The 27,000-nt window shown below is 60.6% G+C and carries 29 protein-coding genes and 1 tRNA gene; 22 read left to right on the top strand and 8 right to left on the bottom strand.

The window, feature by feature from the left end; translation table 11 throughout:
• The first annotated feature begins 6 nt into the window (after positions 1 to 6).
• From CHC01_RS00540 to CHC01_RS00530, 3 genes are all read left to right on the top strand, one after another.
• Positions 7 to 504: a pilus assembly protein N-terminal domain-containing protein gene (locus CHC01_RS00540; RefSeq protein WP_089263570.1), complete on the top strand. Its 498-nt coding sequence runs from the start codon at positions 7 to 9 to the stop codon at positions 502 to 504.
• A gap of 277 nt (positions 505 to 781) precedes the next feature.
• Positions 782 to 1,330 (top strand): TadE/TadG family type IV pilus assembly protein, encoded by a 549-nt coding sequence (locus tag CHC01_RS00535; protein WP_089263569.1) that lies wholly within the window; start codon positions 782 to 784, stop codon positions 1,328 to 1,330.
• A gap of 17 nt (positions 1,331 to 1,347) precedes the next feature.
• Positions 1,348 to 1,941: a TadE/TadG family type IV pilus assembly protein gene (locus CHC01_RS00530; protein ID WP_176454459.1), complete on the top strand. Its 594-nt coding sequence runs from the start codon at positions 1,348 to 1,350 to the stop codon at positions 1,939 to 1,941.
• A gap of 152 nt (positions 1,942 to 2,093) precedes the next feature.
• Here the strand turns inward: CHC01_RS00530 and CHC01_RS00525 are convergent, their stop codons facing one another.
• From CHC01_RS00525 to CHC01_RS00515, 3 genes are all read right to left on the bottom strand, one after another.
• A complete protein-coding gene (locus tag CHC01_RS00525; protein ID WP_011474122.1) occupies positions 2,094 to 2,306 on the bottom strand; it encodes a cold-shock protein in 213 nt (70 codons plus the stop codon).
• 306 nt (positions 2,307 to 2,612) lie between these two features.
• Positions 2,613 to 2,891, bottom strand: a complete 279-nt coding sequence (infA, locus tag CHC01_RS00520) for a translation initiation factor IF-1 (RefSeq protein ID WP_068733922.1) — start codon at positions 2,889 to 2,891, stop codon at positions 2,613 to 2,615.
• 24 nt (positions 2,892 to 2,915) lie between these two features.
• Complete coding sequence (locus CHC01_RS00515) at positions 2,916 to 4,433, bottom strand: DEAD/DEAH box helicase (protein ID WP_089261529.1); 1,518 nt, start codon at positions 4,431 to 4,433, stop codon at positions 2,916 to 2,918.
• A 490-nt stretch (positions 4,434 to 4,923) separates the two neighbouring features.
• Here CHC01_RS00515 and urtA point away from each other — a divergent pair, with 490 nt between their 5' ends.
• The 8 genes from urtA to CHC01_RS00475 all read left to right on the top strand — a co-directional run bounded on the left by urtA (position 4,924) and on the right by CHC01_RS00475 (position 12,461).
• On the top strand, positions 4,924 to 6,246 hold the full coding sequence (gene urtA, locus CHC01_RS00510; RefSeq protein ID WP_068733926.1) for an urea ABC transporter substrate-binding protein: 1,323 nt from the start codon (positions 4,924 to 4,926) through the stop codon (positions 6,244 to 6,246).
• 151 nt (positions 6,247 to 6,397) lie between these two features.
• Positions 6,398 to 8,008, top strand: coding sequence for an urea ABC transporter permease subunit UrtB (gene urtB, locus CHC01_RS00505; protein WP_089261527.1), 1,611 nt, complete (start codon positions 6,398 to 6,400; stop codon positions 8,006 to 8,008).
• Positions 8,005 to 9,177, top strand: coding sequence for an urea ABC transporter permease subunit UrtC (gene urtC / locus CHC01_RS00500; RefSeq protein WP_089261525.1), 1,173 nt, complete (start codon positions 8,005 to 8,007; stop codon positions 9,175 to 9,177). The genes urtB and urtC overlap by 4 nt, the downstream gene beginning before the upstream one ends.
• Positions 9,177 to 10,025 carry an urea ABC transporter ATP-binding protein UrtD gene (gene urtD, locus CHC01_RS00495; RefSeq protein ID WP_089261523.1) on the top strand — a complete coding sequence of 283 codons (849 nt, stop codon included), beginning with the start codon at positions 9,177 to 9,179 and terminating at the stop codon, positions 10,023 to 10,025. Before urtC ends, urtD begins: the two co-directional genes overlap by 1 nt.
• Positions 10,026 to 10,167: 142 nt before the next feature.
• On the top strand, positions 10,168 to 10,863 hold the full coding sequence (gene urtE / locus CHC01_RS00490; RefSeq protein ID WP_068733931.1) for an urea ABC transporter ATP-binding subunit UrtE: 696 nt from the start codon (positions 10,168 to 10,170) through the stop codon (positions 10,861 to 10,863).
• Positions 10,864 to 10,887: 24 nt separating this feature from the next.
• The gene (locus tag CHC01_RS00485; RefSeq protein WP_089261521.1) at positions 10,888 to 11,724 is read left to right on the top strand and encodes an urease accessory protein UreD; all 837 of its coding nucleotides are present in this window, start codon (positions 10,888 to 10,890) and stop codon (positions 11,722 to 11,724) included.
• A gap of 19 nt (positions 11,725 to 11,743) precedes the next feature.
• On the top strand, positions 11,744 to 12,046 hold the full coding sequence (locus CHC01_RS00480; protein WP_068733936.1) for an urease subunit gamma: 303 nt from the start codon (positions 11,744 to 11,746) through the stop codon (positions 12,044 to 12,046).
• A gap of 109 nt (positions 12,047 to 12,155) precedes the next feature.
• Positions 12,156 to 12,461 carry an urease subunit beta gene (locus tag CHC01_RS00475; RefSeq protein ID WP_089261519.1) on the top strand — a complete coding sequence of 102 codons (306 nt, stop codon included), beginning with the start codon at positions 12,156 to 12,158 and terminating at the stop codon, positions 12,459 to 12,461.
• A gap of 4 nt (positions 12,462 to 12,465) precedes the next feature.
• Here CHC01_RS00475 and CHC01_RS00470 read toward each other — a convergent pair whose 3' ends face one another.
• Positions 12,466 to 12,795 carry a hypothetical protein gene (locus CHC01_RS00470; protein WP_089261517.1) on the bottom strand — a complete coding sequence of 110 codons (330 nt, stop codon included), beginning with the start codon at positions 12,793 to 12,795 and terminating at the stop codon, positions 12,466 to 12,468.
• A gap of 214 nt (positions 12,796 to 13,009) precedes the next feature.
• Between CHC01_RS00470 and CHC01_RS00465 the strand changes: the two genes are divergently transcribed.
• From CHC01_RS00465 to CHC01_RS00435, 7 genes are all read left to right on the top strand, one after another.
• A complete protein-coding gene (locus CHC01_RS00465; RefSeq protein ID WP_089263568.1) occupies positions 13,010 to 13,465 on the top strand; it encodes an endonuclease domain-containing protein in 456 nt (151 codons plus the stop codon).
• Positions 13,456 to 15,168 carry an urease subunit alpha gene (gene ureC, locus CHC01_RS00460; protein WP_068733942.1) on the top strand — a complete coding sequence of 571 codons (1,713 nt, stop codon included), beginning with the start codon at positions 13,456 to 13,458 and terminating at the stop codon, positions 15,166 to 15,168. Before CHC01_RS00465 ends, ureC begins: the two co-directional genes overlap by 10 nt.
• Before the next feature lie 262 nt (positions 15,169 to 15,430).
• Complete coding sequence (locus CHC01_RS00455) at positions 15,431 to 15,730, top strand: putative quinol monooxygenase (RefSeq protein ID WP_068733944.1); 300 nt, start codon at positions 15,431 to 15,433, stop codon at positions 15,728 to 15,730.
• Positions 15,731 to 15,747: 17 nt separating this feature from the next.
• Complete coding sequence (locus CHC01_RS00450; RefSeq protein WP_089261515.1) at positions 15,748 to 16,413, top strand: urease accessory protein UreE; 666 nt, start codon at positions 15,748 to 15,750, stop codon at positions 16,411 to 16,413.
• Positions 16,400 to 17,140 carry an urease accessory protein UreF gene (locus CHC01_RS00445; RefSeq protein ID WP_244558238.1) on the top strand — a complete coding sequence of 247 codons (741 nt, stop codon included), beginning with the start codon at positions 16,400 to 16,402 and terminating at the stop codon, positions 17,138 to 17,140. Before CHC01_RS00450 ends, CHC01_RS00445 begins: the two co-directional genes overlap by 14 nt.
• Before the next feature lie 36 nt (positions 17,141 to 17,176).
• Complete coding sequence (ureG, locus tag CHC01_RS00440) at positions 17,177 to 17,806, top strand: urease accessory protein UreG (RefSeq protein WP_089261511.1); 630 nt, start codon at positions 17,177 to 17,179, stop codon at positions 17,804 to 17,806.
• Positions 17,807 to 18,064: 258 nt separating this feature from the next.
• Positions 18,065 to 19,714, top strand: coding sequence for a CHASE domain-containing protein (locus CHC01_RS00435; protein WP_089261509.1), 1,650 nt, complete (start codon positions 18,065 to 18,067; stop codon positions 19,712 to 19,714).
• Positions 19,715 to 19,778: 64 nt separating this feature from the next.
• On the opposite strand, the gene rpoH is transcribed toward CHC01_RS00435, so the two are convergent.
• Positions 19,779 to 20,678: an RNA polymerase sigma factor RpoH gene (rpoH, locus tag CHC01_RS00430; protein WP_089261507.1), complete on the bottom strand. Its 900-nt coding sequence runs from the start codon at positions 20,676 to 20,678 to the stop codon at positions 19,779 to 19,781.
• 213 nt (positions 20,679 to 20,891) lie between these two features.
• Positions 20,892 to 21,902, bottom strand: a complete 1,011-nt coding sequence (locus tag CHC01_RS00425; protein ID WP_089261504.1) for an RluA family pseudouridine synthase — start codon at positions 21,900 to 21,902, stop codon at positions 20,892 to 20,894.
• Between the two features lie 67 nt (positions 21,903 to 21,969).
• Here CHC01_RS00425 and CHC01_RS00420 point away from each other — a divergent pair, with 67 nt between their 5' ends.
• The 3 genes from CHC01_RS00420 (at position 21,970) to CHC01_RS00410 (ending at position 23,938) form a co-directional block, all read left to right on the top strand.
• On the top strand, positions 21,970 to 22,311 hold the full coding sequence (locus CHC01_RS00420; RefSeq protein WP_089261503.1) for a hypothetical protein: 342 nt from the start codon (positions 21,970 to 21,972) through the stop codon (positions 22,309 to 22,311).
• Between the two features lie 108 nt (positions 22,312 to 22,419).
• Positions 22,420 to 22,494 (top strand) — tRNA-Glu (locus CHC01_RS00415).
• Positions 22,495 to 22,603: 109 nt separating this feature from the next.
• A complete protein-coding gene (locus CHC01_RS00410; protein ID WP_089261501.1) occupies positions 22,604 to 23,938 on the top strand; it encodes a site-specific integrase in 1,335 nt (444 codons plus the stop codon).
• A 371-nt stretch (positions 23,939 to 24,309) separates the two neighbouring features.
• Here the strand turns inward: CHC01_RS00410 and CHC01_RS00405 are convergent, their stop codons facing one another.
• Positions 24,310 to 24,657, bottom strand: coding sequence for a BrnA antitoxin family protein (locus CHC01_RS00405; protein ID WP_089261499.1), 348 nt, complete (start codon positions 24,655 to 24,657; stop codon positions 24,310 to 24,312).
• A gap of 551 nt (positions 24,658 to 25,208) precedes the next feature.
• On the opposite strand from CHC01_RS00405, the gene CHC01_RS00395 reads away from it, so the two are divergent.
• Positions 25,209 to 26,048 carry a hypothetical protein gene (locus tag CHC01_RS00395; protein ID WP_089261495.1) on the top strand — a complete coding sequence of 280 codons (840 nt, stop codon included), beginning with the start codon at positions 25,209 to 25,211 and terminating at the stop codon, positions 26,046 to 26,048.
• Between the two features lie 204 nt (positions 26,049 to 26,252).
• On the opposite strand, the gene CHC01_RS00390 is transcribed toward CHC01_RS00395, so the two are convergent.
• On the bottom strand, positions 26,253 to 26,606 hold the full coding sequence (locus CHC01_RS00390) for a PRC-barrel domain-containing protein (RefSeq protein WP_089261493.1): 354 nt from the start codon (positions 26,604 to 26,606) through the stop codon (positions 26,253 to 26,255).
• Positions 26,607 to 27,000: the final 394 nt, after the last annotated feature.

Raw genomic sequence — 27,000 nt, 5'->3', positions numbered from 1 at the left:
TACAGGATGTCGTTTCAGTCGAAGCGCGCGCGGATGCGCGCGGTGTTTGTGGCCCGTGCTCTGGCGGCAGGGACCATGCTGTTGCCGGTGGGCGGTCTTGCGGCCCCTGCGAATGATCTGATCGCAGTCAGCGTCGATCAGGCCAGGCTCGTCAAATTTCCCGAGAAGATCGCGACCATCGTGGTCGGCAACCCCTTGATCGCCGATGTGACGCTGCAGGCCGGCGGCATGGTCGTCGTCACCGGCAAGAGCTATGGCGCCACCAATGTGATTGCCATTGATCGCCAGGGCTCCGTGCTGATGGACCGCGTTATTCAGGTGGAAGGGCCGACCGACAAGGTCGTGACGGTCTATCGCGGTATGAGCCGGGAGACCTATAGCTGCGCGGCGAATTGCGAGCGGCGTTTGACGCTGGGTGACGGGGAAACCTTCTTCAAGTCGACGATGGATCAGGCCGGCGCCATCGGCAGTCAGGCCGCGACGATCGGGGCGAGGAACAACTAGAGTCTCATTCATCTCCGATGAATCAGACTTAGCGTTTTTCTTTGTTGGAGCATGATCCTATCCGAAAACCGGCATCCACTTTTCGGGATCATGCTCTAAGCCACCACTTTTCATCGGTCAGACCAATCCCGCCGGACACCATCGCAAGCGTCCTGCCACATGGTTAATTGCGGGTTAACGCATCGAGCCGTGTTGTCTCGATCCGGCGAAACACTTCAACAATCTGTTTCCGATACATCTCGGCGGTAGTTACTTCCTATCACCGAGGCACTTGCAGATGCTGCTACCGCTGATCTCGATGGCGACGCTCGCCGGGCGGCTGCGCCGCTTCGGCCATAACAGCAGCGGCTCGGCCGCGGTCGAATTCGCGATGATCGCGCCGATCTTCTTCGCGCTGATTTTTGCCATCATGGAAACCGGCATGGTGTTTCTGGCGGGGCAGGTCCTTGAAACCGGCGTCCAGGATGCCGCGCGGTCGGTCTATACGTGTTCCGCTGCAGCTACAGCCGTCGATTTCAAGACGTCGGTCTGCGCGCGCGCATCGGCGCTGATGGATTGCACCAAGCTCGACATCGATGTGCGCTCGTACGATCCCGGCACAGCGATCACGATTTCGGATCCGATCGACGCCAGCGGCAACTATGTGTCGACGAATCTCGTCTACCAGCCGCCGGCCTGTCCGACGAGCAAGACGGTGGTCGTGCGCGGCTTCTATCAGTGGCCGCTTTATGTGACCGGCCTCGGCTACAATATCGCCAATATCAGTCGTGGAACGACGAGCAGCAAGCGCCTGCTGGCCGCGACAGCGGCGACCGGGCCGCAGTGATGGCAGGGATCGGGACAATGCGCGTGCGTATGGCAGCACTGGCAGCCTGGCGACGGGCCTTGCTGTTGCGAGACGACACGAGAGGCGTCTCCGCGGTCGAATTCGCGATGATAATCCCGCTGATGTTCCTGATGTTCTTCGGCATGCTGGACGTTTCCAACGGTTTTGCCGTCGATCGCAAGGTCAGTCAGATCTCACAGGGGATGGCCGACCTGGCGTCACGCTACACGACGCTGGCGGAAACCGATGTCTCGAACTTCTTCATCATCGCCGATGCGATGCTGACGCCTTATGACAAGACGCAGCTCAAGGCGACCATCAGCCAAGTCTATATCGATCCATCGAGCAAGACCGCCAAAGTTGTGTGGAGTCGCGGCGACCAAAAGAAGGACGTGGGCACGGTCGTATCGGTTCCCACCAATCTGATCGTCAAGGACGCCAACGGGAACTATGTGGCGAACCAGTATCTGATCCTCGGCGAGGCCAACTATACATACGTGCCGACGATCGGCTGGGTCGTGCCGAAGGGCGGGCTCACGCTGTCCGATGCGATGTACACGCGGCCGCGTCAAACCTCCTGCGTCGTAATGGTGACGAGCTGCACGCCGTAACTTGCGATCATGCGCTGCGCATTTGTAGTTGCAGCGAACGATCGTCGGTCCACTTTCCCGGATCATGCTTCAGCAAAAAGGCCGCGCTCAAGAGCGCGGCCTTTTCGTATTCAGTCGATTAGTTCGCAAGCATCAAGCTTGCGAGTGATCGTTTAGCCTGCGGCGCGGAGATTGTCGGCCGACGACTTGCCGGAACGACGATCAGCAACGATTTCGTAGCTGATCTTCTGGCCTTCACGCAGGGTGCCGAGACCGGCACGCTCAACGGCGCTGATGTGAACGAACACGTCGTTGCCACCATCGTCCGGCTGAATGAAGCCGAAGCCCTTGGTCGCGTTAAACCACTTCACTGTTCCCATGCTCATGGGGGTAGTCCCTTCTCAAAGATATAGTGTAGCCCACGCAACAGATGTGGGCTGGTGACATCGAATTTTTGGAAGGGTCGTCAGTCTAGACCGGCTGCACCGGGGGATAGATAATGTCGTCCGGCCGAAAATCGATTAACTCATATTAGGGGAAGCGCCCCCTCAAAACAATCCTGACGCGCACGATTTTTTGATTGCGCACGAACGGTCAGGAACGCTTACCCATCCGCGGGATCGCGAGTGATCCGATGCGCGGATGGGTTGTCGTTGCGATTTAAACTGTCGACAGTTAAACGCGGGATGCGCTTAGCGGCGACGGAACTGACCGCGCGGCGGTGCGCCACGCGGAGGACCGCCGGGACGCTCGTCCTTGTGGCGGAAAATCAGACGACCCTTTTCGAGATCGTAGGGCGACATTTCGATGGTCACGCGGTCGCCGGCCAGCGTCTTGATGCGGTTCTTCTTCATCTTGCCGGCGGTGTAGGCGACGATTTCGTGTCCTGCATCTAATTGCACGCGATAGCGTGCATCGGGGAGGATTTCGGTCACCAGTCCTTCGAACTGGATCAGCTCTTCTTTGGCCATTGTTAGCTCCAGATCGATCGGCTGTTAGCGTGGCCGCTGGGTGCGGTTCGGGGTTGTATTCGGTCGGCTTTCGCGGTGCAGGAAGGCAACGCCCTGCATTCCTTCTTTAGTCGCAGTTCCAGCCTGGTTGGCCGGACGTGAGATCGGCTCATGCCGTGCATTCTCGTGTCTCGCATTCTCGTTCCGACCATGATCGCGGTTCGGTTGCGATGCGCCCCCGTTGCCGCCATGCGGACGACGACGATTGCGCGCGTTCTTGCCGGGCGCTCCGTCATTGCTGCGTGGTGCGTGCGGGGCGGAGCGACCGTTGCGCTGACCGCCACGGTTCTGGGAAGGCGACGGCCCCACGTCGTTGCGGCCTGGGGTGCGGCGGTCTTCCTTCGGAAGCGAAATGCGGATCAGCTTTTCAATATCGCGCAGATACGCCATTTCCTCGCCGGCGCAAAGCGAGATTGCAATGCCTTCGCGTCCGGCACGGGCCGTGCGGCCGATTCGGTGGACATAGGTTTCCGGGATATTCGGCAGGTCGAAGTTCACCACATGGGTGATGCCGTCGACGTCGATGCCGCGGGCGGCGATGTCGGTGGCCACCAAAGTGCGGATTTCGCCGGTGCGGAACTGGGCCAGCGTGCGCTCGCGGTGGTTCTGCGACTTGTTGCCGTGGATCGCGGCAGCGGCGATGCCGGCGCGCTCGAGCCCCTTCACGACCTTGTCGGCGCCGTGCTTGGTGCGGGTGAACACAAGGGCGCGGTCAACTGTCTCGGTCTTGAGGATCTGAGCGAGGATCGTCGGCTTGGCGGAGTGATCGACCAGCATGATCCGCTGGCTGATGCGCTCCACGGTGGAAGCAACCGGGGTCACCGCGACGCGGGCCGGATCCTTGAGCATTGCTTCGGCAAGATCGGCGATATCCTTCGGCATGGTGGCCGAGAAGAACAGCGTCTGGCGCTTGATCGGGAGCTTGGCGACGACTTTGCGGATGTCGTTGATGAAGCCCATATCGAGCATGCGGTCGGCTTCGTCGAGCACCAGGAACTCAACCATGTTGAGCTTGAGGCCGTTGCTCTGCACGAGGTCGAGCAGGCGGCCCGGGGTGGCGACGAGGACGTCGACGCCCTGCATCAGCGAACGGACCTGACGGCCCATCGGCACGCCGCCAATGGCCAGCGCCGATGCGAGGTGCATATGGCGCCCATAGGCGTTGAACGAGTCGAGGATCTGGCCGGAGAGTTCGCGGGTCGGGCTCAGCACCAGCACGCGGCAGGTCTTGGGCTGCGGCTTGATGCGGTTCTCGAGCAGGCGGTGAAGGATGGGGAGCGCGAAGGAAGCGGTCTTGCCGGTACCGGTCTGGGCGATGCCGATCACGTCCTTGCCGGTGATGGCGATCGGGATGGTCTGGGCCTGGATCGGGGTCGGGGTCGTGTAGTTTTCTTCTTTAAGCGCACGGGTGATGGGATCGGCGAGGCCGAATTCCTGAAAGGTGGTCAAAAGATTAATCTTTCCAAAGTGAAAGCAGGCGCCCGGCCATGATTCAAAGACCATGGGGCCAGGGAGCGCGCGAGTGTGTCTGGGACACCCGCGTGTTTGGGGCGTCAGTTCTGGTTAGCTGAAGGGGCAAGCCAGAAACCGTCGAACTGCCCTGAGGAGATCAGAGTAAAGACGGGATCAGAACACGCGGCTCGCAAGGACCTGATGATTCTCTAGGTCGTTCGATTGATATGGAACAGCAAGGCGGCGGATTCAAGGTCAATCGGCGTGAGGGTTAAAACCAGCGACAAAATACCGCTGCATGAAATTTAGACATGAGGCAATTTTTGGCGATTATTTAAGCTGTTTGCCGTGTGCATGATCAATTTTTCTGCACAAGAAATAAACAGGAAAACCTCAGCACTTTCTGAAAATCAGAAACACGCGAACAATCCCAATCACTTAACGTGTGTTCCGGGGCTGGCACACTTCTTGCGATCTCCCTAACGCGCCGGCCGTGGGGCCGTTCCGCATTGATTTCGTCTGCGTCAGGGAGAGACCGCACATGATTACCAATTTGACTCACGCTATAGCCAAGCCGATCTCACGCCGGAGCCTGATGGCTGCCGCGACGGGTCTGGCTCTGGGCCTGTCGGCATTTTCGCCGGCCAAAGCGGCAGACGACACCATCAAGGTCGGCGTCCTGCATTCGCTGTCGGGCACCATGGCGATTTCCGAGACCACGCTGAAAGATACCGTGCTGTTCATGATCGATCAGCAGAACAAGAAGGGCGGCGTGAACGGCAAGAAGCTCGAAGCCGTGGTGGTCGATCCCGCATCGAACTGGCCGCTGTTCGCCGAAAAGGCACGCGAGCTGATCACCAAGGACAAGGTTGCCGTCGTGTTCGGCTGCTGGACCTCGGTGTCGCGCAAGTCGGTTCTCCCGGTGTTCAAGGAACTGAACAACATCCTGTTCTATCCCGTGCAGTACGAGGGCGAAGAGTCCGAGCGTAACGTGTTCTACACGGGTGCTGCTCCGAACCAGCAGGCGATCCCGGCCGTCGACTACCTGATGAAGGACGAGAAGGTGAAGCGCTGGGTGCTCGCTGGCACCGACTACGTCTATCCGCGCACCACCAACAAGATTCTGGAAGCCTACTTGAAGTCGAAGGGCGTCAAGCAGGAAGACATCATGATCAACTACACGCCGTTTGGTCATAGTGACTGGCAGACGATCGTGGCCGACATCAAGAAGTTCGGCTCGGCCGGCAAGAAGACCGCCGTGGTCTCGACCATCAACGGCGATGCCAACGTTCCGTTCTACAAGGAACTCGGCAACCAGGGCATCAAGGCGACCGACATTCCGGTGGTTGCGTTCTCGGTGGGTGAAGAAGAACTCGCCGGCATCGACACCAAGCCGCTGCTCGGCCATCTCGCGGCCTGGAACTACTTCCAGTCGATCAAGAATCCTGAGAACGAGAAGTTCATCAAGGAATGGCAGGCCTTCACCAAGAATCCGAAGCGCGTGACCAACGACCCGATGGAAGCCACCGTGATCGGCTTCAACATGTGGGTGAAGGCGGTCGAGAAGGCCAAGTCGATCGAAGCCGACAAGGTCATCGACGCTCTGCCCGGCATCGAAGCCAAGAACCTGACCGGCGGTACCTCCAAGATGCTGCCGAACCACCACATCACCAAGCCGGTGTTCATTGGCGAAATCAAAGCCAATGGCCAGTTCGACGTGGTCTGGAAGACCCCGGCGCTGGTGGCTGGCGATGCATGGTCGAAGGAGCTCGACGGCTCCAAGGACCTGATTGGCGACTGGGTTGGCAAGAAGTGCGGCAACTTCAACACCAAGACCAACAAGTGCGGCGGTCAGGGTTCCTGATCTCGCTCTGAGGTTCTGTGTTCTCCATCATTGCGGGCATTTTCCGCCCGCAATGATGATCCTCCCGAGACTCTTCTGACACGAGACTCCCAAAACTGGAGAAGGCGGTGAATCCGTCGCCTTCTCTTTTTTCTTCGGCCGGGGTTTTCCAGTGACTGATCTCCTTTATCGTTTCCGCGCGATCGCTGTTGCATTTCTGCTGATCGTCGCGACCGCCATTCCGGCCTTTGCGGGTCCTTTCGAGGATGCCGTCGCCAAATTCGCCAATGATGATTTCTCCGACAGCGACGAAGCCGTGGGCATCATTGCCACCTCCGGCAATCCGCAGGCTTTCGCTGTGATCACCGCGCTGCAGGAAGGTCGCCTCTCCGCCGATCCCGACAGCAAGAAGGTTTATCTCACTGGCACCGACGGCAAGGTCACCGATGCTGCGACCGGTGAAGCCGTCGCAGAAGTGCCGGCCAGCGCCGCCGCGGTGCGCCTCAACAACCGCCTGCGCCGCAATATCGAATCTGCACTGGGCGGACTCACGCTGATGTCGCCGGATCCCGCCAAGCGCATCGCCTCGGCGCAGTCGGTGTTCAAGAGCCACGAGACCGCGATGCTGCCGGTGATCGAGACCGCGCTGGAGAAAGAAACCAACAAGGTCGCCAAACAGGCCTTCACCGAGGCCCGCGCGGCGATCCTGCTCTACAAGGAAGATGCGACCGAGGCCGAGAAGATCGAATCCATTGCGATCATCAAGGGGCGCGGCGATCAGGACGCGCTGGCGCTGCTCACCAGCCTGCCTAGCGACCAGACCGTCGGCGTCGCGCGCAGCGCGGCCAGCGCCGTCACGGCAATCAACAGCCGGCAGACACTGTGGTCGATCGGTCAGAACGCCTGGTATGGATTGTCGCTCGGCTCGGTTCTCCTGCTCGCCGCCATCGGTCTCGCCATCACCTTCGGCGTGATGGGCGTCATCAACATGGCGCATGGCGAGATGGTGATGATCGGCGCCTATGTCACCTTCGTGGTGCAGGACGTGATCCGCACCAGCTATCCTGGCCTGTTCGATTATTCGCTGCTGATGGCGGTGCCGCTGGCCTTCATCGTCGCTGGTCTCCTCGGCATCGTCATCGAGCGCACCATCATCCGTTTCCTCTACGGCCGTCCGCTGGAAACGCTGCTGGCGACCTGGGGGCTGTCGCTGGTGCTGCAACAGGCGGTGCGCACCATGTTCGGCCCGACCAATCGCGAGGTCGGCAATCCCTCCTGGATGTCCGGTGCATTCGAGCTCGGTCAGCTCACCATCACATACAACCGGCTCTGGATCCTGTGCTTCACGCTTGCCGTGTTCGCCATCCTGCTGGCCATGCTGCGCTACACCTCGATCGGACTTGAGATGCGCGCCGTCACCCAGAACCGCCGCATGGCGGCATCCATGGGCATCGCGACCTCGCGTGTCGACGCGCTGACTTTCGGCCTCGGCTCCGGCATCGCGGGCATTGCCGGCGTGGCGCTGTCGCAGATCGACAACGTCTCGCCCAATCTGGGCCAGAGCTACATTATCGACAGTTTCATGGTCGTGGTGTTCGGCGGCGTCGGCAATCTGTGGGGCACGCTGGTCGGTGCGTTCTCGCTCGGCATCGCCAACAAGTTCCTGGAGCCGGTCGCAGGCGCCGTGCTTGGCAAGATCGCCATCCTGGTGCTGATCATCCTGTTCATTCAGAAACGGCCGCGCGGTCTGTTCGCGCTCAAGGGTAGGGCGATCGAAGCATGACGCCGCATTTCCTCACCCGAACGCTGGACCGCAGCGCCACGATCTTCCTGCTGATCGTCGCCGCCGTCGGCATTCTCATTCCGCTGTCGAACCTGTTGCTGCCGGCGGACTCGCCGCTGCAGGTGCCGACCTATCTGATGGCGCTGTTCGGCAAATATGTCTGCTACGCCATTCTCGCGCTCTCGATCGATCTGATCTGGGGCTATTGCGGCATTCTCTCGCTCGGTCACGGTGCCTTCTTCGCGCTCGGCGGTTATGCCATGGGCATGTATCTGATGCGTCAGATCGGCTCGCGCGGTGTCTATGGCAATCCGCTGCTGCCGGACTTCATGGTGTTCCTGAACTACAAGGCGCTGCCATGGTACTGGTATGGCTTCGACATGTTCTGGTTTGCAGCAGCCATGGTACTGATCGCGCCGGGCATCCTGGCTTTCGTGTTCGGCTGGCTCACCTTCCGCTCGCGCGTGTCTGGCGTGTATCTGTCGATCATCACCCAGGCGATGACCTACGCGCTGCTGCTGGCCTTCTTCCGCAACGATTTCGGTTTCGGCGGCAATAACGGCCTGACCGATTTCAAGGACATCCTCGGATTCAACGTGCAGGCCGACGGCACCCGTGCGGCGCTGTTCGCGCTGAGCTGTCTGGCGCTGATCATCGGCTTCCTCGTCTGCCGTGCCATCGTCACCTCGAAGCTCGGCAAGGTGCTGATCGCCATACGCGACGCGGAATCCCGCACAAGATTTTTGGGCTACCGCGTCGAATCCTACAAGCTGTTCGTGTTCACGCTGTCGGCCTGCATGGCCGGCGTTGCGGGGGCGCTCTATGTGCCGCAGGTGGGTATCATCAATCCCGGTGAATTTGCGCCGGCCAACTCCATCGAGGCCGTCATCTGGGTCGCGGTCGGCGGTCGTGGCACGCTGGTCGGCGCGGCGCTCGGCGCGGTCGTGGTCAACTACGCCAAGACGGTGTTCACATCCGGCGCCCTTGCACCCTACTGGCTGTTCATGCTGGGCGCGCTGTTCATTCTCGTGACGCTGTTGCTGCCCAAGGGCATCATCGGCACCTTCAATGCATGGTCGGAAAGTCGCAAAGCCAGCAATAGCGCGAATGCCGATAGCGCTGCAGCGGAAGATGGCGTCACCAAACCCCATCTGGCGGAGAAGGCGTGATGACCGTGATTGAAACGCCAGCCCCCGCAACGCCGGCCTCCCACGCGCCCGCTATCATTGATCCCATCGTCGCAGCACGCGAAGCGGAAGCCCGGCAGAAGCGCATCACCTCCGCGCAGCTCTATCTCGACGGCGTTCATGTGTCGTTCGATGGCTTCCATGCCATCAACAACCTGTCGATGGTGCTCGCTCCCGGCGAGATGCGCGCCATCATCGGCCCCAACGGCGCCGGCAAAACCACGATGATGGACATCATCACCGGCAAGACAAAGCCGGACGAGGGCGACGTCTATTTCGACGGCATTCACGACCTGACGCTGCTGGATGAAACCAAGATCGCCGAGCTCGGCATCGGTCGCAAATTCCAGAAGCCGACGGTGTTCGAGAGCCAGACGATCTATGACAATCTTTTGCTGGCGCTGAATGTCGATCACAGTGTGCGCGGCACACTTTTCTGGCGCGGCAATCGTGCCGAAGCCGAGCGCATCGACAAGGTGCTTGAGACCATTCGCCTCACGGACTCGCGCGACCGTCTCGCCGGCAATCTCTCCCACGGCCAGAAACAGTGGCTCGAAATCGGCATGCTGCTGGCGCAGGACCCGAAGCTGCTGCTGGTGGACGAGCCTGTCGCGGGTATGACCGATGTGGAAACGCACCAGACGGCCGAGCTGCTGAAAGCGATCAATCGCGACAACAAGACCGTCATGGTGGTCGAGCACGACATGACCTTCGTGCGCGAACTCGGCGTCAAGGTGACCTGTCTGCACGAAGGCACGGTACTGGCCGAAGGCACCATCGATCAGGTGTCGACCAATGACCGCGTGGTCGAAGTGTATTTGGGGCGGTGATGATGCAGCACTTCACCACACACGCCGTCATGCCCGGGCTTGTCCCGGGCATCCACGTCTTTTCTGCTAATACACAAGGCGTGGATGGCCGGGACAGGCCCGGCCATGACGGAGTAAAATCGCGAATGCCTGAGGCATCACCATGCTGAAAGTCGATAATATCAGCCTCTATTATGGTGCGGCGCAGGCGCTGCGCGGCGTCACTGTCTCGGCGGAGCCCGGCAAGGTCACCTGCGTGCTTGGCCGCAACGGCGTCGGCAAGACGTCGCTGCTGCGCGCCATGGTCGGCCAGCAGGCGATCTCGTCAGGCTCTATCACGTTCGACGGCCAGGACATCTCGACGTTGAAGCCGTTCGAGCGGGCGCGGCGCGGCATTTCCTTCGTGCCGCAGGGCCGCGAGATCTTTCCGCTGCTCACAGTGGAAGAAAACCTCAAGACCGGCTATGCGCCGCTGAAGCGCGCCGACCGCAATATTCCCGATGACGTGTTCTCGCTGTTTCCGGTGCTGAATTCGATGCTGGGGCGGCGCGGCGGCGATCTCTCCGGCGGCCAGCAGCAGCAGCTGGCCATCGGCCGCGCGCTGGTGATGCGGCCGAAACTCCTGCTGCTGGATGAGCCGACCGAGGGCATCCAGCCATCGATCATCAAGGATATCGGCCGCGCCATTTCCTATCTGCGCTCGCTCGGCAATATCGCCATCGTGCTCGTGGAGCAGTATCTCGACTTTGCCTGCGAACTCGGCGACAACTTCGCCGTGATGGATCGCGGCGCGGTGAAATACACCTGCGACCGCAGCACGCTTGATCCCGCCGAGATCAGCCGCCAGATGGCGCTGTAACGCAGGCTCAAGGCCGGAGAGTGCATGCAGGCTGACAACACCACGCTGTCGTCATCGGCAATCTTTGCGGCCAACCGTGCCCGCGGCGCGGTGACGTTCGACGTGCATCTGGTGGAGGGCAAGACGCGCCGCCGCCAGCTGCATGAATCCGGCTCGCTGCGTGTGCGCTTCCCGTCTCCCGAAGACGACGGTCTCTCGGCGATGTTCGTCAACACTGCGGGCGGTGCGGCAGGCGGCGACCGTTTCGATATCGATATCGCGGCCGGTGAGGGCACGAGCCTGACAGTGACCACGGCAGCCGCCGAGAAGATCTATCGCTCCCATGGTCCCGCCGCCGAAATCAACATCGCGCTGAAGGCCGAGGCCGGCGCGCATCTGTCCTGGCTGCCGCAGGAAACCATCCTGTTCGATCAGGCCCGCACCATCAGGCACATCGATATCGATCTGGCCGATCGCGCGACCCTGCTGCTCTGCGAGATCGTCGTGTTCGGTCGTGCGGCCATGGGCGAGGTGATGCAGACGGGGTCTTTCGCCGACCGCTGGCGCCTGCGCCGCGGCGGCAGGCTGGTGTTCGCGGAAAACGTGCGGCTGGATGGCGATATCGCCGCGAAACTGGCCAGACCGGCAATCGGCAATGGCGCGGTGGCCATCGGCACCGCGCTGATCGTGCCCGGCGACGAGGCGCTCATTGAGCGGCTACGCGAAGCCACGGATGGCGCCGGCGGCGAAGTTGGTATCTCCTGCTGGAACGGCTTTGCAATGGCCCGCTTCTGTGCACAAGATGCGGCCAAGCTGCGCACCGACATGATGGCAGTGCTTGGACGATCGGGCGCGATGCTGCCGCGCATGTGGCTCAACTAAACTTATTCAGAGACCTGCAATGAACCTGTCTCCCCGCGAAAAAGACAAGCTCCTGATCTCGATGGCCGCCATCGTGGCGCGCCGCCGGCTGGAACGCGGCGTCAAGCTCAACCATCCCGAAGCCATCGCCATCATCTCCGATTTTATCGTCGAGGGCGCGCGCGACGGCCGCACCGTTGCCGAGCTGATGAAATCCGGCGCCGAGGTCATCACCCGCGCGCAATGCATGGATGGGATCGCCGAGATGATCCACGACATTCAGGTGGAAGCGACATTCCCCGACGGGACGAAGCTCGTCACGGTGCACGAACCGATCCGCTAGTTCAAACTCCGTCATGCCCGGGCTTGACCCGGGCATCCATTTTCAGCGCTCTAAGGCGTGGATGGCCAAGTCAAGCCCGGCCATGACACCGAGAAAATCGAGAGGTCACATGATCCCCGGCGAACTCTTCATCCAGGACGGCGAGATCGAACTCAATGCCGGGCGCAAGACCGTCACGCTGACGGTGGCAAATTCCGGCGACCGGCCGATCCAGGTCGGCTCGCACTATCATTTCTTCGAAACCAATCCGGCGCTGAAATTCGACCGCAAAAAAGCCCGCGGCATGCGTCTCGACATCGCCGCCGGCACGGCCGTGCGCTTCGAGCCCGGCCAGACCCGCGATGTGCAGCTGGTCGAACTCGCCGGCAAACGCACGATCTACGGTTTCCGCGGCGATGTGATGGGGAAGCTCTGAGCGCCTAGCCGCCGGCGCTGTCCATCATGAATGAGCGGAAGTATTGATCGATGGCCAGCGATATCAGGACGACCGAGACGAACAGAAGACAGCTGTACAATGACCAACGTCCGACATCGTCACGGAACGATCGGATGCCAAGGATCACGAACCAGATGCCCAGAGCGATGCTGAACCAGTTGAACCAGGTGACGAGGATCGCTTCGGCAGCGTCCAGTTCGGCAATGAAGCCATCCGGAAATCCGAGCCACATCACGCGGGTCATGTATAGCCAGAACGTCAGCGCGAACAGCAGGCATGCCGCAGCAAATGGATAGACGTTCTTCCATCTCACGATATCGGTCTCCGCTTCAGATCCCGACGCCGCGCGCCTTGTTGGGGTGCGCGAAGCTATGGAAGTCGCGGGTCACGCCGTCAATGAACGAAGGCGCAGGCAAGCGTACCGTCTATGGATTCCGCAGCGACGTAATGGTGAAGTTGTGATTGTTGGGAATGTGACGGCCGTAGTGCTCCCTCCCCCCTTGCGGGGGAGGGGCGGGGAGGGGGGTATGCCACACAACGAGGTCGGCGAGTTTCAGCGCGGTCGCGCCAAGGAACTGCGGCGCGTAATGACTCGCGCCGAGACCTTGCTGTGGCGACAGCTAAAGGCACATCGTCTGGCAAATTTGGGTTTTCGTCGACAAGCCCCGATGGGTGTTTACATTGCTGATTTCGTTTCCCATGCGAGCAAGCTCATTGTCGAAGTCGATGGTGAAAGCCATGATTTTGTAGAGCGCATCGCGCACGACGCGCGCCGCGACGCTTGGTTTGCCGCGCGTGGCTATCGCGTCCTTCGTTTCAGCAATGACGATGTCATGAAGAATCTCGAAGGTGTTGTCCTCGCGATCGGTGAGGCCGCGACCTGTGGCACACCCCCCTCCCTGACCCTCCCCCGCCCAGCGAAGCTTCGCTTCGCGCGGGGGGGAGGGAATACTCCGGCCAATGGAGCGAAAACATGCCCGTGAAAATCAAACGCTCCGTCTATGCCGACATGTTCGGCCCGACCACCGGCGACCGCGTGCGGCTCGCCGACACCGATCTGATCATCGAGGTGGAGAAGGACTTCACCATCTACGGCGAAGAAGTGAAGTTCGGCGGCGGCAAGGTGATCCGCGACGGCATGGGGCAGTCGCAGGCGACACGCGCGCAGGGCGCCGTCGACACGGTCATCACCAATGTGCTGATCGTCGATCACTGGGGCATCGTGAAGGCCGACGTGGCACTCAAGGGCGGCATGGTCCATGCCATCGGCAAGGCCGGTAATCCCGATATCCAGCCCGGCGTGACCATCAATGTCGGTCCCGGCACCGATGTCATCGCGGGCGAGGGCAAGATCCTCACCGCTGGCGGCTTCGACAGCCATATCCATTTCATCTGTCCGCAGCAGATCGAACACGCGCTGATGTCGGGGGTCACCTCGATGCTCGGCGGCGGCACCGGCCCTTCGCACGGCACCTTCGCGACAACCTGCACGCCCGGCCCGTGGCACATCGCGCGGATGATCCAGTCCTTCGATGCCTTCCCGGTCAATCTCGGCATATCCGGCAAGGGCAATGCGTCGAAGCCCGCGCCGCTGGTGGAAATGATCAATGCCGGTGCCTGTGCGCTGAAGCTGCACGAGGACTGGGGCACCACGCCTGCCGCGATCGACAACTGCCTCAGCGTCGCCGACGACTATGACGTGCAGGTGATGCTGCATTCCGACACGCTGAACGAGTCTGGCTTCGTCGAGGACACCATCAAGGCCTTCAAGGGCCGCACCATCCACGCTTTCCATACCGAAGGTGCCGGTGGTGGCCATGCGCCCGATATCATCAAGGTCGCGGGCCTCAAGAATGTGCTGCCGTCCTCGACCAATCCGACACGGCCATTCACCCGCAACACCATCGATGAGCATCTGGACATGCTGATGGTGTGCCACCATCTCGATCCGTCGATTGCGGAAGATCTGGCCTTTGCCGAAAGCCGTATCCGCAAGGAGACCATCGCCGCCGAGGACATCCTGCACGATCTCGGCGCGCTCTCGATGATGTCGTCAGACAGTCAGGCCATGGGCCGGCTTGGCGAAGTCATCATCCGGACGTGGCAGACCGCCGACAAGATGAAGAAGCAGCGCGGCTCGCTCAAGGAAGACAAGGGCAACAACGACAATTTCCGCGTCAAGCGCTACATCGCGAAATACACGATCAACCCCGCTATCGCCCATGGTGTCTCGAAGCTGATCGGCTCGGTGGAGAAGGGCAAGATGGCGGATCTGGTGCTGTGGTCGCCGGCGTTCTTTGGCGTCAAGCCGGATCTCGTCATCAAGGGCGGCTCGATCGTCGCGGCGCCAATGGGCGATCCGAACGCGTCCATTCCCACGCCGCAGCCGGTGCACTACCAGCCGATGTTCGGCGCCTTCGGCCGCGCGCTGACGCAGTCGTCGGTGGTGTTCACATCGGGTGCGGCGGTGGCCGGCGGTCTCGCCAAGAAGCTCGGCATTCAGAAGTCGCTCTATGCGGTGGAAAATGTCCGCGACGGCATCTCGAAGAAGAGCATGATCCATAACGGCGCGACGCCGAAGATCGAGGTGGATTCGGAGACCTATGAGGTGAGGGCGGATGGCGAGCTTTTGACCTGCGAGCCGGCGGAAGTGCTGCCGATGGCGCAGAGGTACTTTATGTATTGAGGTGCGCTATCGCTCGTCATTCCGGGGCGCCGAACCGGCGCCGCAGGCGACGGTCGGCGAACCCGGAATCTCGCGCTGGGGCACGACGGCGCTTCACCATGTCGGGATTCCGGGCTCGCGTCGCTGGCTGCGCCTTCGACGCGCCCCGGAATGACGAGTAGAGGCGGTGAGATGAAAGGTGCCCCCCTTCCTCCCCCTCGCATTCCCCCCTAATGTCCGTCCCGGCATTCTTAGCCATAACAACAAACCGGGAGGACTCCCCTTGATCTACGTCGTTGCCACTTTGTCCGTGAAACCCGAAGCCCGTGCCGAACTGATCGAAGCTGCCAAGGCTTGTATCGCCGAGACCCGCAAGGAAGCGGGCAATATCGCCTATGATCTGCACGAGAGCGTCACCGATCCGACCCGCATGGTGTTCGTCGAGCAGTGGGAGAATGCCGAGGCACTGGTGCCGCACCGGACGCAGGAACATATGAAGACCTTCGGCCGCGTCGCGGTGAAATGCTTCAGCGCGCCTCCGAAGATCGAAATCATCACCCCGGCTGACGTCGTGGTGCGTTAAACCAAACGAGAGATTCCATGATCCGCGCGACTGAGGTCAAAGGCCAATACAACTGGACAGAGGCGGCGGCAGACACCGTCGTTCTCGATTTCGACGATCGTCATCGTCGCCGCATGGCGATGACGGGGACGCGCGGACTGGAATTTCTGCTGGATCTCGAAAACGCCGTCGCCCTGCGGGGCGGCGACGCTTTGGTGCTGGAAGACGGCCGCCTGATCGAGGTGGTCGCAGCGCCGGAGCCACTGATCGAGATCCGTGGTACCGATCCCGGCCATCTGGTGCGGCTCGCCTGGCATCTTGGCAACCGCCATCTGCCGACGCAGATCATGGCCAAGGGCCTGCGCATCCGCAGCGATCATGTCATCGAGGAGATGGTGAAGGGTCTTGGCGCCAAGGTAATCGAGATCGAGGCACCGTTCGATCCCGAAGGCGGCGCCTATGCCGCTGCGCATGAGCCGGCAGGTCATGGACATCATGATCATGCTCATCACGATCATGGACACAGTCACGACGATCATGGGCACGACCACCATGGCCACAGCCATGACGCGCACGGTCATGCCGGTCATGGCGATGACCAGCATGTCCATGACGAGCATTGCGGTCACGATCACGATCATCATCATGATCACGACAGCAAGCACGACCACCACGGTCATTCTCATGCTCATGACCACAAATAAAGCGGCGGACGACAGCCCGCCGAACGACTCTCCCGCCTTGTCTGCCGACGAAGGCGCTGCGCTGTACCGGCTGATGACCTGGCTGTCGCCGGCTTTTCCGGTCGGCGCGTTTTCCTATTCCAGCGGTATCGAATGGGCGGTGGAAGCAGGCGACATCACCGATGCTGCCAGCCTGCAGGACTGGTTGTCGGCGATGCTGTCCGATGGCGCAGGGTTTTGCGATGGCGTGTTTCTCGCTCATGTGCACCGCGCGGCATCTGACGGCGACGACAAGGCATTGCGCGAGGTTGCCGAACTCGCCAGCGCCTTCGTGCCATCAAGGGAACGTCAGCTGGAGACCACCACGCAAGGCAAGGCCTTCATCGAGATCGCGCGCAATGCCTGGTCGCATGAGGGTATGGAGCGGCTGATCGCGATATGCGACAGCCCGATCGTCTATCCCGTTGCCGTCGGACTTGTGAGCGCCGCCCATGGCGTGCCGCTGTCGGCAACCATGCATGGTTTTTTCCACGCGGTGGTCTCGAACTGGATTTCCGCTGGCGCGCGGCTGGTGCCGCTCGGTCAGACCGACAGCCAGCGCGTACTTGCAGCGCTGGAGCCCGTCGTCGTGACCACAGGCCATCGCGCTATGGCCGCATCCCTCGACGATCTCGGTGGCGCGACATTTCGCTCTGATATCGCCAGCATGCGTCACGAGACGCAGTATACGCGGCTGTTCAGGTCATGATTTGCAACAACACCCTTAACCCGGAGAGCATTTGACATGTCCAGTTTTCACGGTCCGCTCCGCGTCGGCATTGGCGGTCCCGTCGGCTCCGGCAAGACCGCGCTGATGGACCTGCTGTGCAAGACCATGCGCGAGCGCTACGACATCGCGGCGATCACCAATGACATCTACACGAAGTGGGACGCCGAATATCTGGTGCGCTCGGGCTCGCTGACAGCGGATCGCATTGCTGGCGTCGAAACTGGCGGCTGTCCGCATACGGCGATCCGCGAGGACGCCTCGATGAACCTCGCCGCCGTTGCCGACATGCGTGTCAAGTTTCCCGATCTCGACATGGTGCTGATCGAATCCGGCGGCGACAACCTCGCGGCGACCTTCTCGCCGGAACTGGCCGATATCACTATCTACGTCATCGACGTCGCGGCCGGCGACAAGATCCCCTCCAAGGGGGGGCCGGGCATCACGCGCTCCGACCTGCTGGTGATCAACAAGATCGATCTGGCGCCCTATGTCGGGGCTTCGCTCGAGAAGATGGACGTCGACGCCAAACGGATGCGCGGGATCAGGCCCTTTGTGATGACCAATATGAAGACGCAGGAAGGTCTCGACCGGATTATCTCATTTATTGAGAGCAAGGGCGGCCTCAAGGCCAAGGCAGTCGCCTGAGACTTGTGAATAAGGCCTCTGCCGTAGTTCTCACGAGCGGGCTTCAACTTGAGGCGTTCATATTGGGTTGGCTATAACGACGGGCTGGTCGATGCCCGTCGGCCAATGTGTCGTGTGATATTGCGTTAAGCCTGTTTTTCAAGATTTGTCCGGTCCGGAAATAATTTCCATCGGGCTGGAACCAAATTGTTCCGGCATGATTGGCATACTCCTGAGCCGCTGACCCGGCAGCAACGTCCTAATTTCCCGAGTATCCGTGTGGTCCGGCTTGGTTTCATTATCGCATTACTGGCACTGGTCGGAGCTCTGCTCTCCGGCCTTGCGGCCTATCGCGTGCATGACCAGGAGCTGGCGATCGAGAATATCGCGCTGGGCCGGGCCGTGGATATCCATGCCAGCCTGGTGCAGGAGCGTTTGACCGAGCGCGAATTGCTGGCGCGCGTCGCAGCCGGGCTGTTTCGTGCGCCGACGGTCATGAAGGCCAATATGCTGCAGCCGCTGCGGGCCTCGATCTACGCCTTCAAGACCGATTTCGCGATTGCCGCCTGGATCGCTCGCCTGCAGCCGAACGAATTCGCGGCCGCCAGCGCGGAGCTGGCCAGTGCCGGCTACCGCAATCCTACGATCCGCAGCTACAACGACGATCGCCTCGATGCCAGGGCGCTGGGGCAGCCGCTCGACGTGCTGATGGATGTGGAGCCGCGCAATTCCGTCACCGAAGGCTTCGCCGGTCGCGCTCTGAATTTCTCTCCCGTCACAGGTCCAACGCTGGTGCGCGCCGTGAACGAGGGCAAGCCGGTCGCCTCCAGCCCCACGCCGCTGCAGCAGCCCGATGGACCGCTGGGATTGGTACTGGTGACGCCAGTTGTGCCCGAAGGTGATCCCGCGCCGGCCGGCTTCGTGTCGTTCTCCTATGAACTTGGGCCGTTGATGCTGGCCAATGACGAGATGTCATTGTTCTCGGTGGCACTGAAAGATCCGCGCGTCGCTGATGGCGAAATCGTCGCCGATGACGATGGCAGGGTAACGGCGCGCCCGCTGGTGGCGAATGGTCCTGCGCTGGCAGTCCTGCGCACGGTTTCGTTCGGCGGGCGTGACTGGTCGCTGGGCTATTATCCGAAGGTCAATACCGAGCTGCGCGCGCAGCGCACCGCCATCATTGTCGGCGGGTTCGGCCTCGCGCTGACGGCCATTGTTTGCGGGCTGTTTGGCTATGTCTCCTACGCCAATCTGCGGCTGCGGCGCGAGGTGGAGATCCGCATCGGCTTCGAACGTCGCCTGACCGCCGTCATCGACGAGCTCAATCATCGCGTGAAAAACATTTTGGCGGTGATCCAGTCCATCGTGACACGCACGCTGCGCCACGGCTCCGATGTGGACAACGCGCGCGATCTCCTGATCGGCCGTATTCACGCGATGTCGAATGTTGTGTCGCTGCTGAGCGAGAGCCAGTGGCAGGGCGTGCAGCTCAAGGGCCTGTTCGAGGCGCGAGCGATCCCGCATGCCGACCGTATCGCACTGGAAGGTCCGGATATCATTGTCAGCGCGCGCGCCGCGCAGAGCCTGTCGCTGCTGTTCTTTGAACTGGCCTCGCATTCCGACGAGGGCCTGTCGCTGGTCGGCAAGCATCCGCATATCGTTGCGCATTGGGAGATTACGGGCAGTGAGCCGGATGGGCTGTTCAATTTCCGCTGGGAAGAGTTCAACACCAGCGAAGCAACGCGGCGCCCGGACAGCGATTTCGGTCTGGTGCTACTCGATCGCGTGGCGCCGGAAGCGCTGGGTGGTACGGCGAAGCGCTACTTCACCGACGTGTCCTACGTCTATGAACTGACGGCACCTGTCGAAACGGTAATCGACATGACCGAGCGCGACCGGACAGAAGCGCTGGCGAAGCCGATCAGATAATCGACCCCAACAAAAAAGCCGGCGTTTCCGCCGGCTTTCGTATTCGTTGTATCCGCTGCGCCCGTTAGTGCGCAGCTTCCAGAGCGGCAGCTTCCGCCTTGGCGATGGTGCCCTTGACCGCGGTCTGCACCTTTTCAAAGGCGCGGACTTCGATCTGACGGACACGCTCGCGCGAGACGCCGAACTCCGAGGCGAGATCTTCCAGCGTCATCGGTTCATCGGCGAGGCGACGCGCCTCGAAGATGCGCCGTTCGCGCGGGTTGAGGACACCGATGGCGCCGTTCAGCGCCTGACGGCGATGATCGAACTCCTCGTGCTCCGCCATGATGGTTTCCTGATTGGGCGAGTTATCGACCAACCAGTCCTGCCATTCGCCGGCTTCGCCGTCGTCACGGATCGGTGCGTTGAGCGACGCGTCGCCACCGAGGCGGCGGTTCATGTCGATCACGTCCTGTTCCGTCACGCCGAGACGCGTGGCGATCAGCTTCACCTGGTCGGGGCGAAGATCGCCTTCGTCCAGGGCGGAAATCTTGCTCTTCGCCTTACGCAGGTTGAAGAACAGCTTCTTCTGGTTCGCGGTGGTGCCCATCTTCACGAGCGACCACGAACGCAGGATGTACTCTTGAATCGACGCCTTGATCCACCACATGGCGTAGGTGGCCAGGCGGAAGCCTTTCTCCGGCTCGAAGCGTTTCACAGCCTGCATCAGACCGACGTTGCCTTCCGAGACAACTTCGGAGATCGGCAGACCGTAGCCGCGATAGCCCATGGCAATCTTGGCGACGAGTCGCAGATGGCTGGTCACAAGGTGATGTGCCGCGTCGCGATCGTCGTGCTCGCGCCAACGCTTGGCAAACATATATTCCTGCTGAGGTTCCAACATCGGAAACTTGCGGATCTCGGCGAGGTAATGCGAGAGGCCGGATTCTCCATTGAGAACCGGAAGGGTAGCTGTACGGGCCATTATGATGCCCTCCAGTGGTTCAGACCCCCGATAGCGGCGGGCCAGGCAGCGAGCGCTTTGTTAAAGCCGCCCTGGCTGCGATGTTCCGCGTCTCATTTGACGCAGGTGCAACATACACCCTACTACAAGCGTATTGAAAGTGAATTCCCTGTCACGTTCCCGTGGGGCCAATATAAGCGTTTGGAAAGGCTTACTTTTTTATATGCATCTGCGTCATTCTGGCACGGCCATATGGGCTCTCAGAACCGCCAAATCGTGAGGAAGCTCGCTGGTCCACTCCAGAATCTCGCCCGTGCGAGGGTGCTCCAGCGCCAGCAAATAGGCGTGAAGCGCCTGCCGGTCGAGCGCTTCCAGCGCCGCGCGGCTCTTTACGCCCAGCGACGACGCCTTGGTCTTGAAATGCGAGCCATAGACCGAATCCCCCATCAGCGGATGCTGAATATGCGCCAGATGCACGCGGATCTGGTGCGTCCGGCCGGTCTCCAATTGGCAAGCGAGCAGGGTGGCGATCGGCTTGCCGTGGCGATCCGGGAATTCCTGCAGCACTTCCCAGTGGGTGACGGCATCGCGGCCGCCTTCGCGGACGGCCATTTTCTCGCGGGCATGGGGATGCCGGTCGATCGGCGCTTCCACCGTGCCGCGCGGCCGGTTTGGGATACCCCAGGCAAAGGCCATATAGCCGCGCCGCATCTCGTTGGTGCGGCCATGATCGGCGAATTGTGTGGTGAGCGACGCATGCGCGGCGTCGTTCTTGGCGACCACCATCAATCCGGTGGTGTCCTTGTCCAGCCGGTGCACGATGCCCGGCCGCTTCACGCCGCCGATCCCCGACAAAGACGCGCCGCAATGGGCGATCAGCGCGTTCACCAGCGTGCCCGTCTCGTGGCCGGCGGCGGGATGCACAACGAGCCCCTTGGGCTTGTTGATGACGATGATGTCCTCGTCCTCGAACACGATATCGAGGGCGATATCCTCGCCTTCGGGCTCCGGCGCGATGGCGGGCGGCACGTCGATTGTGATCGTATCGCCGGCAGCGACATGATAAGCGGGGTCGCGCACGGGGGTGGGGTCTTGCGACGACCGGGTGATCGTCACCTGGCCGGCGAGGATCAGCGCCTTCAGCCGCGACCGCGACAAAGCCGGGCTGCGCACGGCGAGCACGCGATCGAGCCGGGTCGAGCCTTCGTCGCCCTGCACCGTGACATCCAGCCGTTGATCGTTCATTCCGTAAAGCCTTACCTGACAGAAGCGTGTTGCTTCGAGAGCCGTGAATTAAGAGACGAGTGTTTGCATGACCCAGCCCGCCGCCGATAGCGCGCCCGAACCGACCCTTGAACAGGCCGCCATGATCGCGCGCGTCCGCCGCATGATGCTGATCGCGGGCCTGACCACCGCCTTGGGCGTCGGCGCGCTGCTCGTCGTGATCGGCTACCGCCTTTTCCGCACGGATGGAAGCACTGTGACGTCGGCGACGACCGCGACCCTGCCGAAAGGCGCCAAAATCCTCTCCACGGGGGTAGCCGGCGACCGGATCGTGCTGACGCTGGACGTCGGCGGCAGCACCGAAATCCGCACTTTCGACGCCAAGAGCCTTAAACCCGCCGGAACGCTGAAATTCGCCAGCGAGCCCTAGATTTCGCCTGAGACCACTGAGTTCGCTTGGAGACCATAACCATCATGGGGGCAGCGGCCGCCAGCATCTTGCAGCCACCGCCATTCCCGGCTATCCCCTCCCGCGCACGCTCCGTTCGTCTAACGGTTAGGACATGGCCCTCTCAAGGCTAAAATAAGGGTTCGATTCCCTTACGGAGCGCCACGCCTTTCGCGGAAACCCCTTTTAAACAAGGCGTTTTCGCAATTCCATTGACACTTCAAGCCCTTGTTGCGACGGTTTCGTCCTACATAGCGTCCTACATGGGTGCAGGGTGAGTGAGTATCTGACGAAGCGGAACGGGGTCTGGCACTATCAGCGGCGCGTGCCGGAGGAATTTGCTGCCTTCGATAAGCGGGTGCCCGTCAGGCTGACGACCGGCATCAAGGTCGTAGACGACAAGCGCGGACGCAAGGCGATTGAGATCGCCGAGCGACTCAACCTCGATACCGAGGCGTACTGGCGCATGTGCGCTGGCGGCAACGCGGCGCAAGCGAAGCTCGACTACGACGCTGCCGTCAAACGCTCGTTGATCCTCGACCTTCCATATTTGCCGGCGGCTGCCATCGCCAAGGAAGCGCCGGCCGATCTCATTCGCCGGATCGATGCGCTGGGCACCGGCGATCGAGTGCTCGATCCCGAAACGCGTGCGGCGGTTCTGGGTGCCGTGGCCGCGCCGACCATCAAGCTCTCCGGGCTCTACGCCGAATTCGACCTGGCGACCGCCACTGAGCGGTTAGGGTACTCTCCGCGCCAGCTGAAGAAATTCAAGGCCGCCAAAGAGCGCGCGATCGAGATCCTGATCGAGGTCGTTGGCGATGGCACAGTCAACGATCTGACGCGCGAGAAGATGCTGAAGCTCCGCGACCACTGGTCAAAGCGCGTGAAAGATGAGGGCATCCAGGTAAGAACCGCCAACAAGAACATCAGCCACATTACGCGCATGGTCCGCGAGGTGAGCATGCGGCACAATCTCGACAAGGAAACGATCGTCGCCGGCTTGCGGCTGCGTGGTGGCAAGGATGGTAGCCGCAGTCCCTATCCGATCCCATTCATCACCGGCGTGATCTTACGGCCCGGCGCGCTTGATGACCTCAACGACCAGGCGCGGGCCGTGGTGCGCATCATGGTCAATACCGGGTTGCGCCCAGTCGAAATTATCAACCTCACTCCCGGCTTTATCCTGCTCGATGCGGAGATCCCGCATGTGCGGGTGAAGCCGTTCGGCCGCGTGCTGAAATCGCAGGCCTCGGAGCGCGACGTGCCGCTGGTCGGCATCTCGCTGGATGCGATGCGTGAATTCCCCATCGGCTTTGCGCAATATGCCGACAACGGCGATACGCTGTCGGCCACCGTGAACAAGTATTTTGAAGAAAACGGCATATGGCTGTCGAAGATGCACACGCTCTATTCGCTGCGCCACAGTCTCAAAGACCGGCTGCGGTCGGTCGAGTGTCCGGACGAGCTCACCGACGAGCTGATGGGCCATGCCAGCGGCAAACCGAAGTACGGTGATGGCCACGGCCTGAAGTTGAAACTTAAGTATCTGCAGATGATCGCGCTGGCCCCGGCCGAATTAAGCGCGGCGGTCTGCCGACACGTCGCTTGATCGTACATCCCGCTGCAATAAGGCGTAGCATCCCGTAGATGCGATTTTCGGCTGCAGGTCAAAGACAGCGCGACGAATTTATTCACTATCCGACAATGCGATCTTCAGAGTAAACAAGGGTTCGTCTTAGTCGGACCGCAAGTTCTTTGTTGAGGCGCCGTATTGCCGAGATTTCTTCGATTTGTTTGTAAAGAGTCACGTGTTCCCCCTGGCTTCGAGATCTGTACGCTCGACTCGCATTGCCGATGATGCGAAGCATTTCTAAAATGCTAACTGCCACATTTGCGATGGGCTAGCCCATTCAAACTGGTTCACTAACGAGAGAGAGGCCGCCCAACGAGGCGGCCTAATTTTTGGGAATTGAAGCGTTATCACGCGCGCTTGCGCTTTGCGGCACCGCTCGTCGCGCGCGGCTTCGGCCTCTCGCCTGAAGCAAGAAACTGAACCTTGCCCCGCTTGATCCGCGACTTCAGCATGTCATTGATGCGCGTCTGCCAGCCTGAGCCAGTCGCTCGCAGCGCCGTGACGACGTCGTCGTCGAGGCGGATCTTCACGGGAACCTTCGGATTTTCCACGCGCGGCCGACCGGGCTTATTCTTGAATTGGACAAGAATATCCGGCGGCAATTCTTCGGCCGGGCGCGACGCGGCGAAGTCGGCGGCCGTCCATTCCGGGTTGTCGTCGTGGCTGGCTAGTGGTGTTCTCTTTTTAGCGGACATTTCGTTTCATCTCCTTTGCACGGGCGCGGCGCAGGTCGCACGGGCCAGCGAAATGCTGTGGTTGGCGATGTTGATAGCGTCTTTCGCATCATCGTATAGCTTGCTCATGAACATAAACGTGCACCCAATAATGGGGTGCGTCAATCGTTAATGGGTGTACAAAATAGAGTAGACGCAGGGTGGGCCGCGAGCATGCTCCGCACATGCAGAATTCTAATCCGCCCCACCGAAGGATCGCCCCTATAGCTGTGCTGGCTGCCTGGCTCATTGCGGTAGCGGCTTCGGGCATTTTTCCTAGTAAGACTATAAGCCTCATACTTGCGCCACAATCCGTTCAGATTATGTTCCTAACGAACTCGGAGGCGGAGATGAAGAGAGATATGGGGGAATTGCTGGACCACGTGCCGCAGCTGGTGAAGGCATATGGGCGCTGGCCAAGCTTCGTCTATTTGCTCCTCTTTACTCCATTGAGTCGGGGATTACTCGGGGCAGTGGCTACCATCGCCGCCTTAGTCATCTACCATCAGTTGCGGTGATAGGAGCGCCGGCTAATGGATAAGGTGCGAGAGATTTTGCTGTTTTTTGCTGCTGCAATGGCTGTATTCGCGCTCATATGTGCCCTGTACCAAGCCATGAACGACAGGGTTAGCTCCGCGGCGCTTTTGAGCACAATCTTCCTTGTATGCGTGTTGGTCGTTTACCTGCCCAAGCTAGAGATTCTAGAGGCTTGGGGCGTCAAGGCACACCTCGTCCGCACCCTCAACGAAGCCGACGAGATTTTGGCTAAGCTCCGACGGCTAGCAGTGATCAACGCAAAATCGACCTATGAGACAGTGGGTATTGGTCAAAGGTGGGACGGACAGAGCGCCGTCGAAAACCAGGCGCGCTTAGACGAGATTAACGCGCAGCTTATCGACTTTGGCGTGGCCGAGGCGGAGCGACGAGAGTTGGCCAAGAACTACGTCCGGCTCATGGGGTTTGATCTGTACATGCACTACGTCCAAACCCTCGACCGCTATTTCAATTCCAAGGCAAGCGCCCTGCGCATGCAAGGCGATCGTGAGAAGAACGAAGCCATGAAGGCCGAAGGGGCGAGTTATGATGAGGTGAAGGCAAATTGGAAGCCGAACTATAATTTATTCTCGCAGCTAGCGACTTACTCACTTGAAGAGGAATTGACGCTCGCAACTCCCACAAAGCAGCTCAGCGAGAACGACAGGAAGGCGGTCGAAGTCCTCAAGAACCAGATCGTGAGGCTGTTCAAAGATTCCGAGACGAAGGCTGGTCTCACGAAGGAGACGGCGTCGTATCTCGACACTTACAAGGGCTTGGGCGGGCAGGACAAGCGCATCATTGAATTGTTCAGCTTCAACCCGAGTGAGGTGAGGTAAGGAAAAGTGCATACACCGAGAACGGGTTAGATTGCCACGCGTACCAATGCGTTGCTGTCGCGACGAGAAACCGGCAAAACCGCCGCGTCCATCATCTCCGTTACGGCCAGTTGTCACCCGGCGTAGCACCAGACAATTCGACCAAAATGGAATGGTTTCCGGCCTCAGGATCAAATAGGCCCCGGCGAACCGGGGCAAAAGAGTTCAGACCCAGCGCGTGCCATAGTAATCGTTGAGCGCGCGGGACCGCTTGGTGTCGGCCCAATCCCAATCATTCTCGTTGGCATATTTCGGCGCGCCCTCGAGCTGCGCCTTCGTCACGTTGGTGACGTAACCCTCAAGATTGGTGTCGTATTTCAGCGTCTGCCAAGGCAGCGGGTAGTGCTCATCGCCCAGGCCAAGGAAGCCGCCGAAGCTCAGTACGGCATAAGCGACCTTGCCACCGACTTTGTCGATCATCACGCTTTCAATGGAGCCAATTTTTTCGCTGTCGGGACCATAGACGGCGGTGCCTTCCACCTTCTCGCTGCTGATCAGATTGCCCGTTTCGTTTGCCATGATGGCTCTCCCTTGTTTGAGTGTCGGTAAAACAGGAGAATCTGTCATTCGTTCCGAGCTGTGTTGCTGTGTCGCAACCGGAATTGTCACTTTAAAAAAGCCCGGGGGGGCTCTGTGCCGTGCGGCTTTCCCATCGATTGGCGCCCCCTGTGATGCCGGCTCCATGCTGATGCACGCGGATAATGGAGCAATGAACTAGCATCGACGCCCCATTCGCTTTGCGAGCCATCCTCTACAGCCAACAAGGTCATTTGTTTCACCGGGACCGTGCACTAAGTCATTGCCCGCGTTTGTCAGCGTCTTGACCGCCCATCCCTCCCGCCCGAAGAGATCGTTGTTTTTCCCGTAGCAGTTCCTAGAGTTGAATCCTTCCGACAAACATTTTTGGAGTTCG

The organism is Tardiphaga sp. OK246, assembly GCF_900188215.1.
Taxonomy (GTDB): Bacteria; Pseudomonadota; Alphaproteobacteria; order Rhizobiales; family Xanthobacteraceae; genus Tardiphaga; species Tardiphaga robiniae.
The sequence above is the reverse complement of the archived record's forward strand: the minus strand, read 5'-3'. Positions and strand labels throughout refer to the sequence as shown.

Bases quoted from the DNA above. Each gene is read 5' to 3' on its own strand.
- urtC (WP_089261525.1), top strand. From the start codon at position 8,005: ATGACGCCGCATTTCCTCACCCGAACGCTGGACCGCAGCGCCACGATC.
- CHC01_RS00445 (WP_244558238.1), top strand. From the start codon at position 16,400: ATGACCACAAATAAAGCGGCGGACGACAGCCCGCCGAACGACTCTCCC.
- urtD (WP_089261523.1), top strand. From the start codon at position 9,177: ATGACCGTGATTGAAACGCCAGCCCCCGCAACGCCGGCCTCCCACGCG.
- CHC01_RS00485 (WP_089261521.1), top strand. From the start codon at position 10,888: ATGCAGGCTGACAACACCACGCTGTCGTCATCGGCAATCTTTGCGGCC.
- CHC01_RS00450 (WP_089261515.1), top strand. From the start codon at position 15,748: ATGATCCGCGCGACTGAGGTCAAAGGCCAATACAACTGGACAGAGGCG.
- CHC01_RS00480 (WP_068733936.1), top strand. From the start codon at position 11,744: ATGAACCTGTCTCCCCGCGAAAAAGACAAGCTCCTGATCTCGATGGCC.
- rpoH (WP_089261507.1), bottom strand. From the start codon at position 20,678: ATGGCCCGTACAGCTACCCTTCCGGTTCTCAATGGAGAATCCGGCCTC.
- CHC01_RS00540 (WP_089263570.1), top strand. From the start codon at position 7: ATGTCGTTTCAGTCGAAGCGCGCGCGGATGCGCGCGGTGTTTGTGGCC.
- infA (WP_068733922.1), bottom strand. From the start codon at position 2,891: ATGGCCAAAGAAGAGCTGATCCAGTTCGAAGGACTGGTGACCGAAATC.
- CHC01_RS00395 (WP_089261495.1), top strand. From the start codon at position 25,209: ATGGATAAGGTGCGAGAGATTTTGCTGTTTTTTGCTGCTGCAATGGCT.
- CHC01_RS00530 (WP_176454459.1), top strand. From the start codon at position 1,348: ATGCGCGTGCGTATGGCAGCACTGGCAGCCTGGCGACGGGCCTTGCTG.
- urtA (WP_068733926.1), top strand. From the start codon at position 4,924: ATGATTACCAATTTGACTCACGCTATAGCCAAGCCGATCTCACGCCGG.
- CHC01_RS00390 (WP_089261493.1), bottom strand. From the start codon at position 26,606: ATGGCAAACGAAACGGGCAATCTGATCAGCAGCGAGAAGGTGGAAGGC.
- CHC01_RS00425 (WP_089261504.1), bottom strand. From the start codon at position 21,902: ATGAACGATCAACGGCTGGATGTCACGGTGCAGGGCGACGAAGGCTCG.
- ureC (WP_068733942.1), top strand. From the start codon at position 13,456: ATGCCCGTGAAAATCAAACGCTCCGTCTATGCCGACATGTTCGGCCCG.
- CHC01_RS00535 (WP_089263569.1), top strand. From the start codon at position 782: ATGCTGCTACCGCTGATCTCGATGGCGACGCTCGCCGGGCGGCTGCGC.
- ureG (WP_089261511.1), top strand. From the start codon at position 17,177: ATGTCCAGTTTTCACGGTCCGCTCCGCGTCGGCATTGGCGGTCCCGTC.
- urtE (WP_068733931.1), top strand. From the start codon at position 10,168: ATGCTGAAAGTCGATAATATCAGCCTCTATTATGGTGCGGCGCAGGCG.
- CHC01_RS00515 (WP_089261529.1), bottom strand. From the start codon at position 4,433: ATGGTCTTTGAATCATGGCCGGGCGCCTGCTTTCACTTTGGAAAGATT.
- CHC01_RS00405 (WP_089261499.1), bottom strand. From the start codon at position 24,657: ATGTCCGCTAAAAAGAGAACACCACTAGCCAGCCACGACGACAACCCG.
- CHC01_RS00465 (WP_089263568.1), top strand. From the start codon at position 13,010: ATGCCACACAACGAGGTCGGCGAGTTTCAGCGCGGTCGCGCCAAGGAA.
- CHC01_RS00420 (WP_089261503.1), top strand. From the start codon at position 21,970: ATGACCCAGCCCGCCGCCGATAGCGCGCCCGAACCGACCCTTGAACAG.
- CHC01_RS00475 (WP_089261519.1), top strand. From the start codon at position 12,156: ATGATCCCCGGCGAACTCTTCATCCAGGACGGCGAGATCGAACTCAAT.
- CHC01_RS00525 (WP_011474122.1), bottom strand. From the start codon at position 2,306: ATGAGCATGGGAACAGTGAAGTGGTTTAACGCGACCAAGGGCTTCGGC.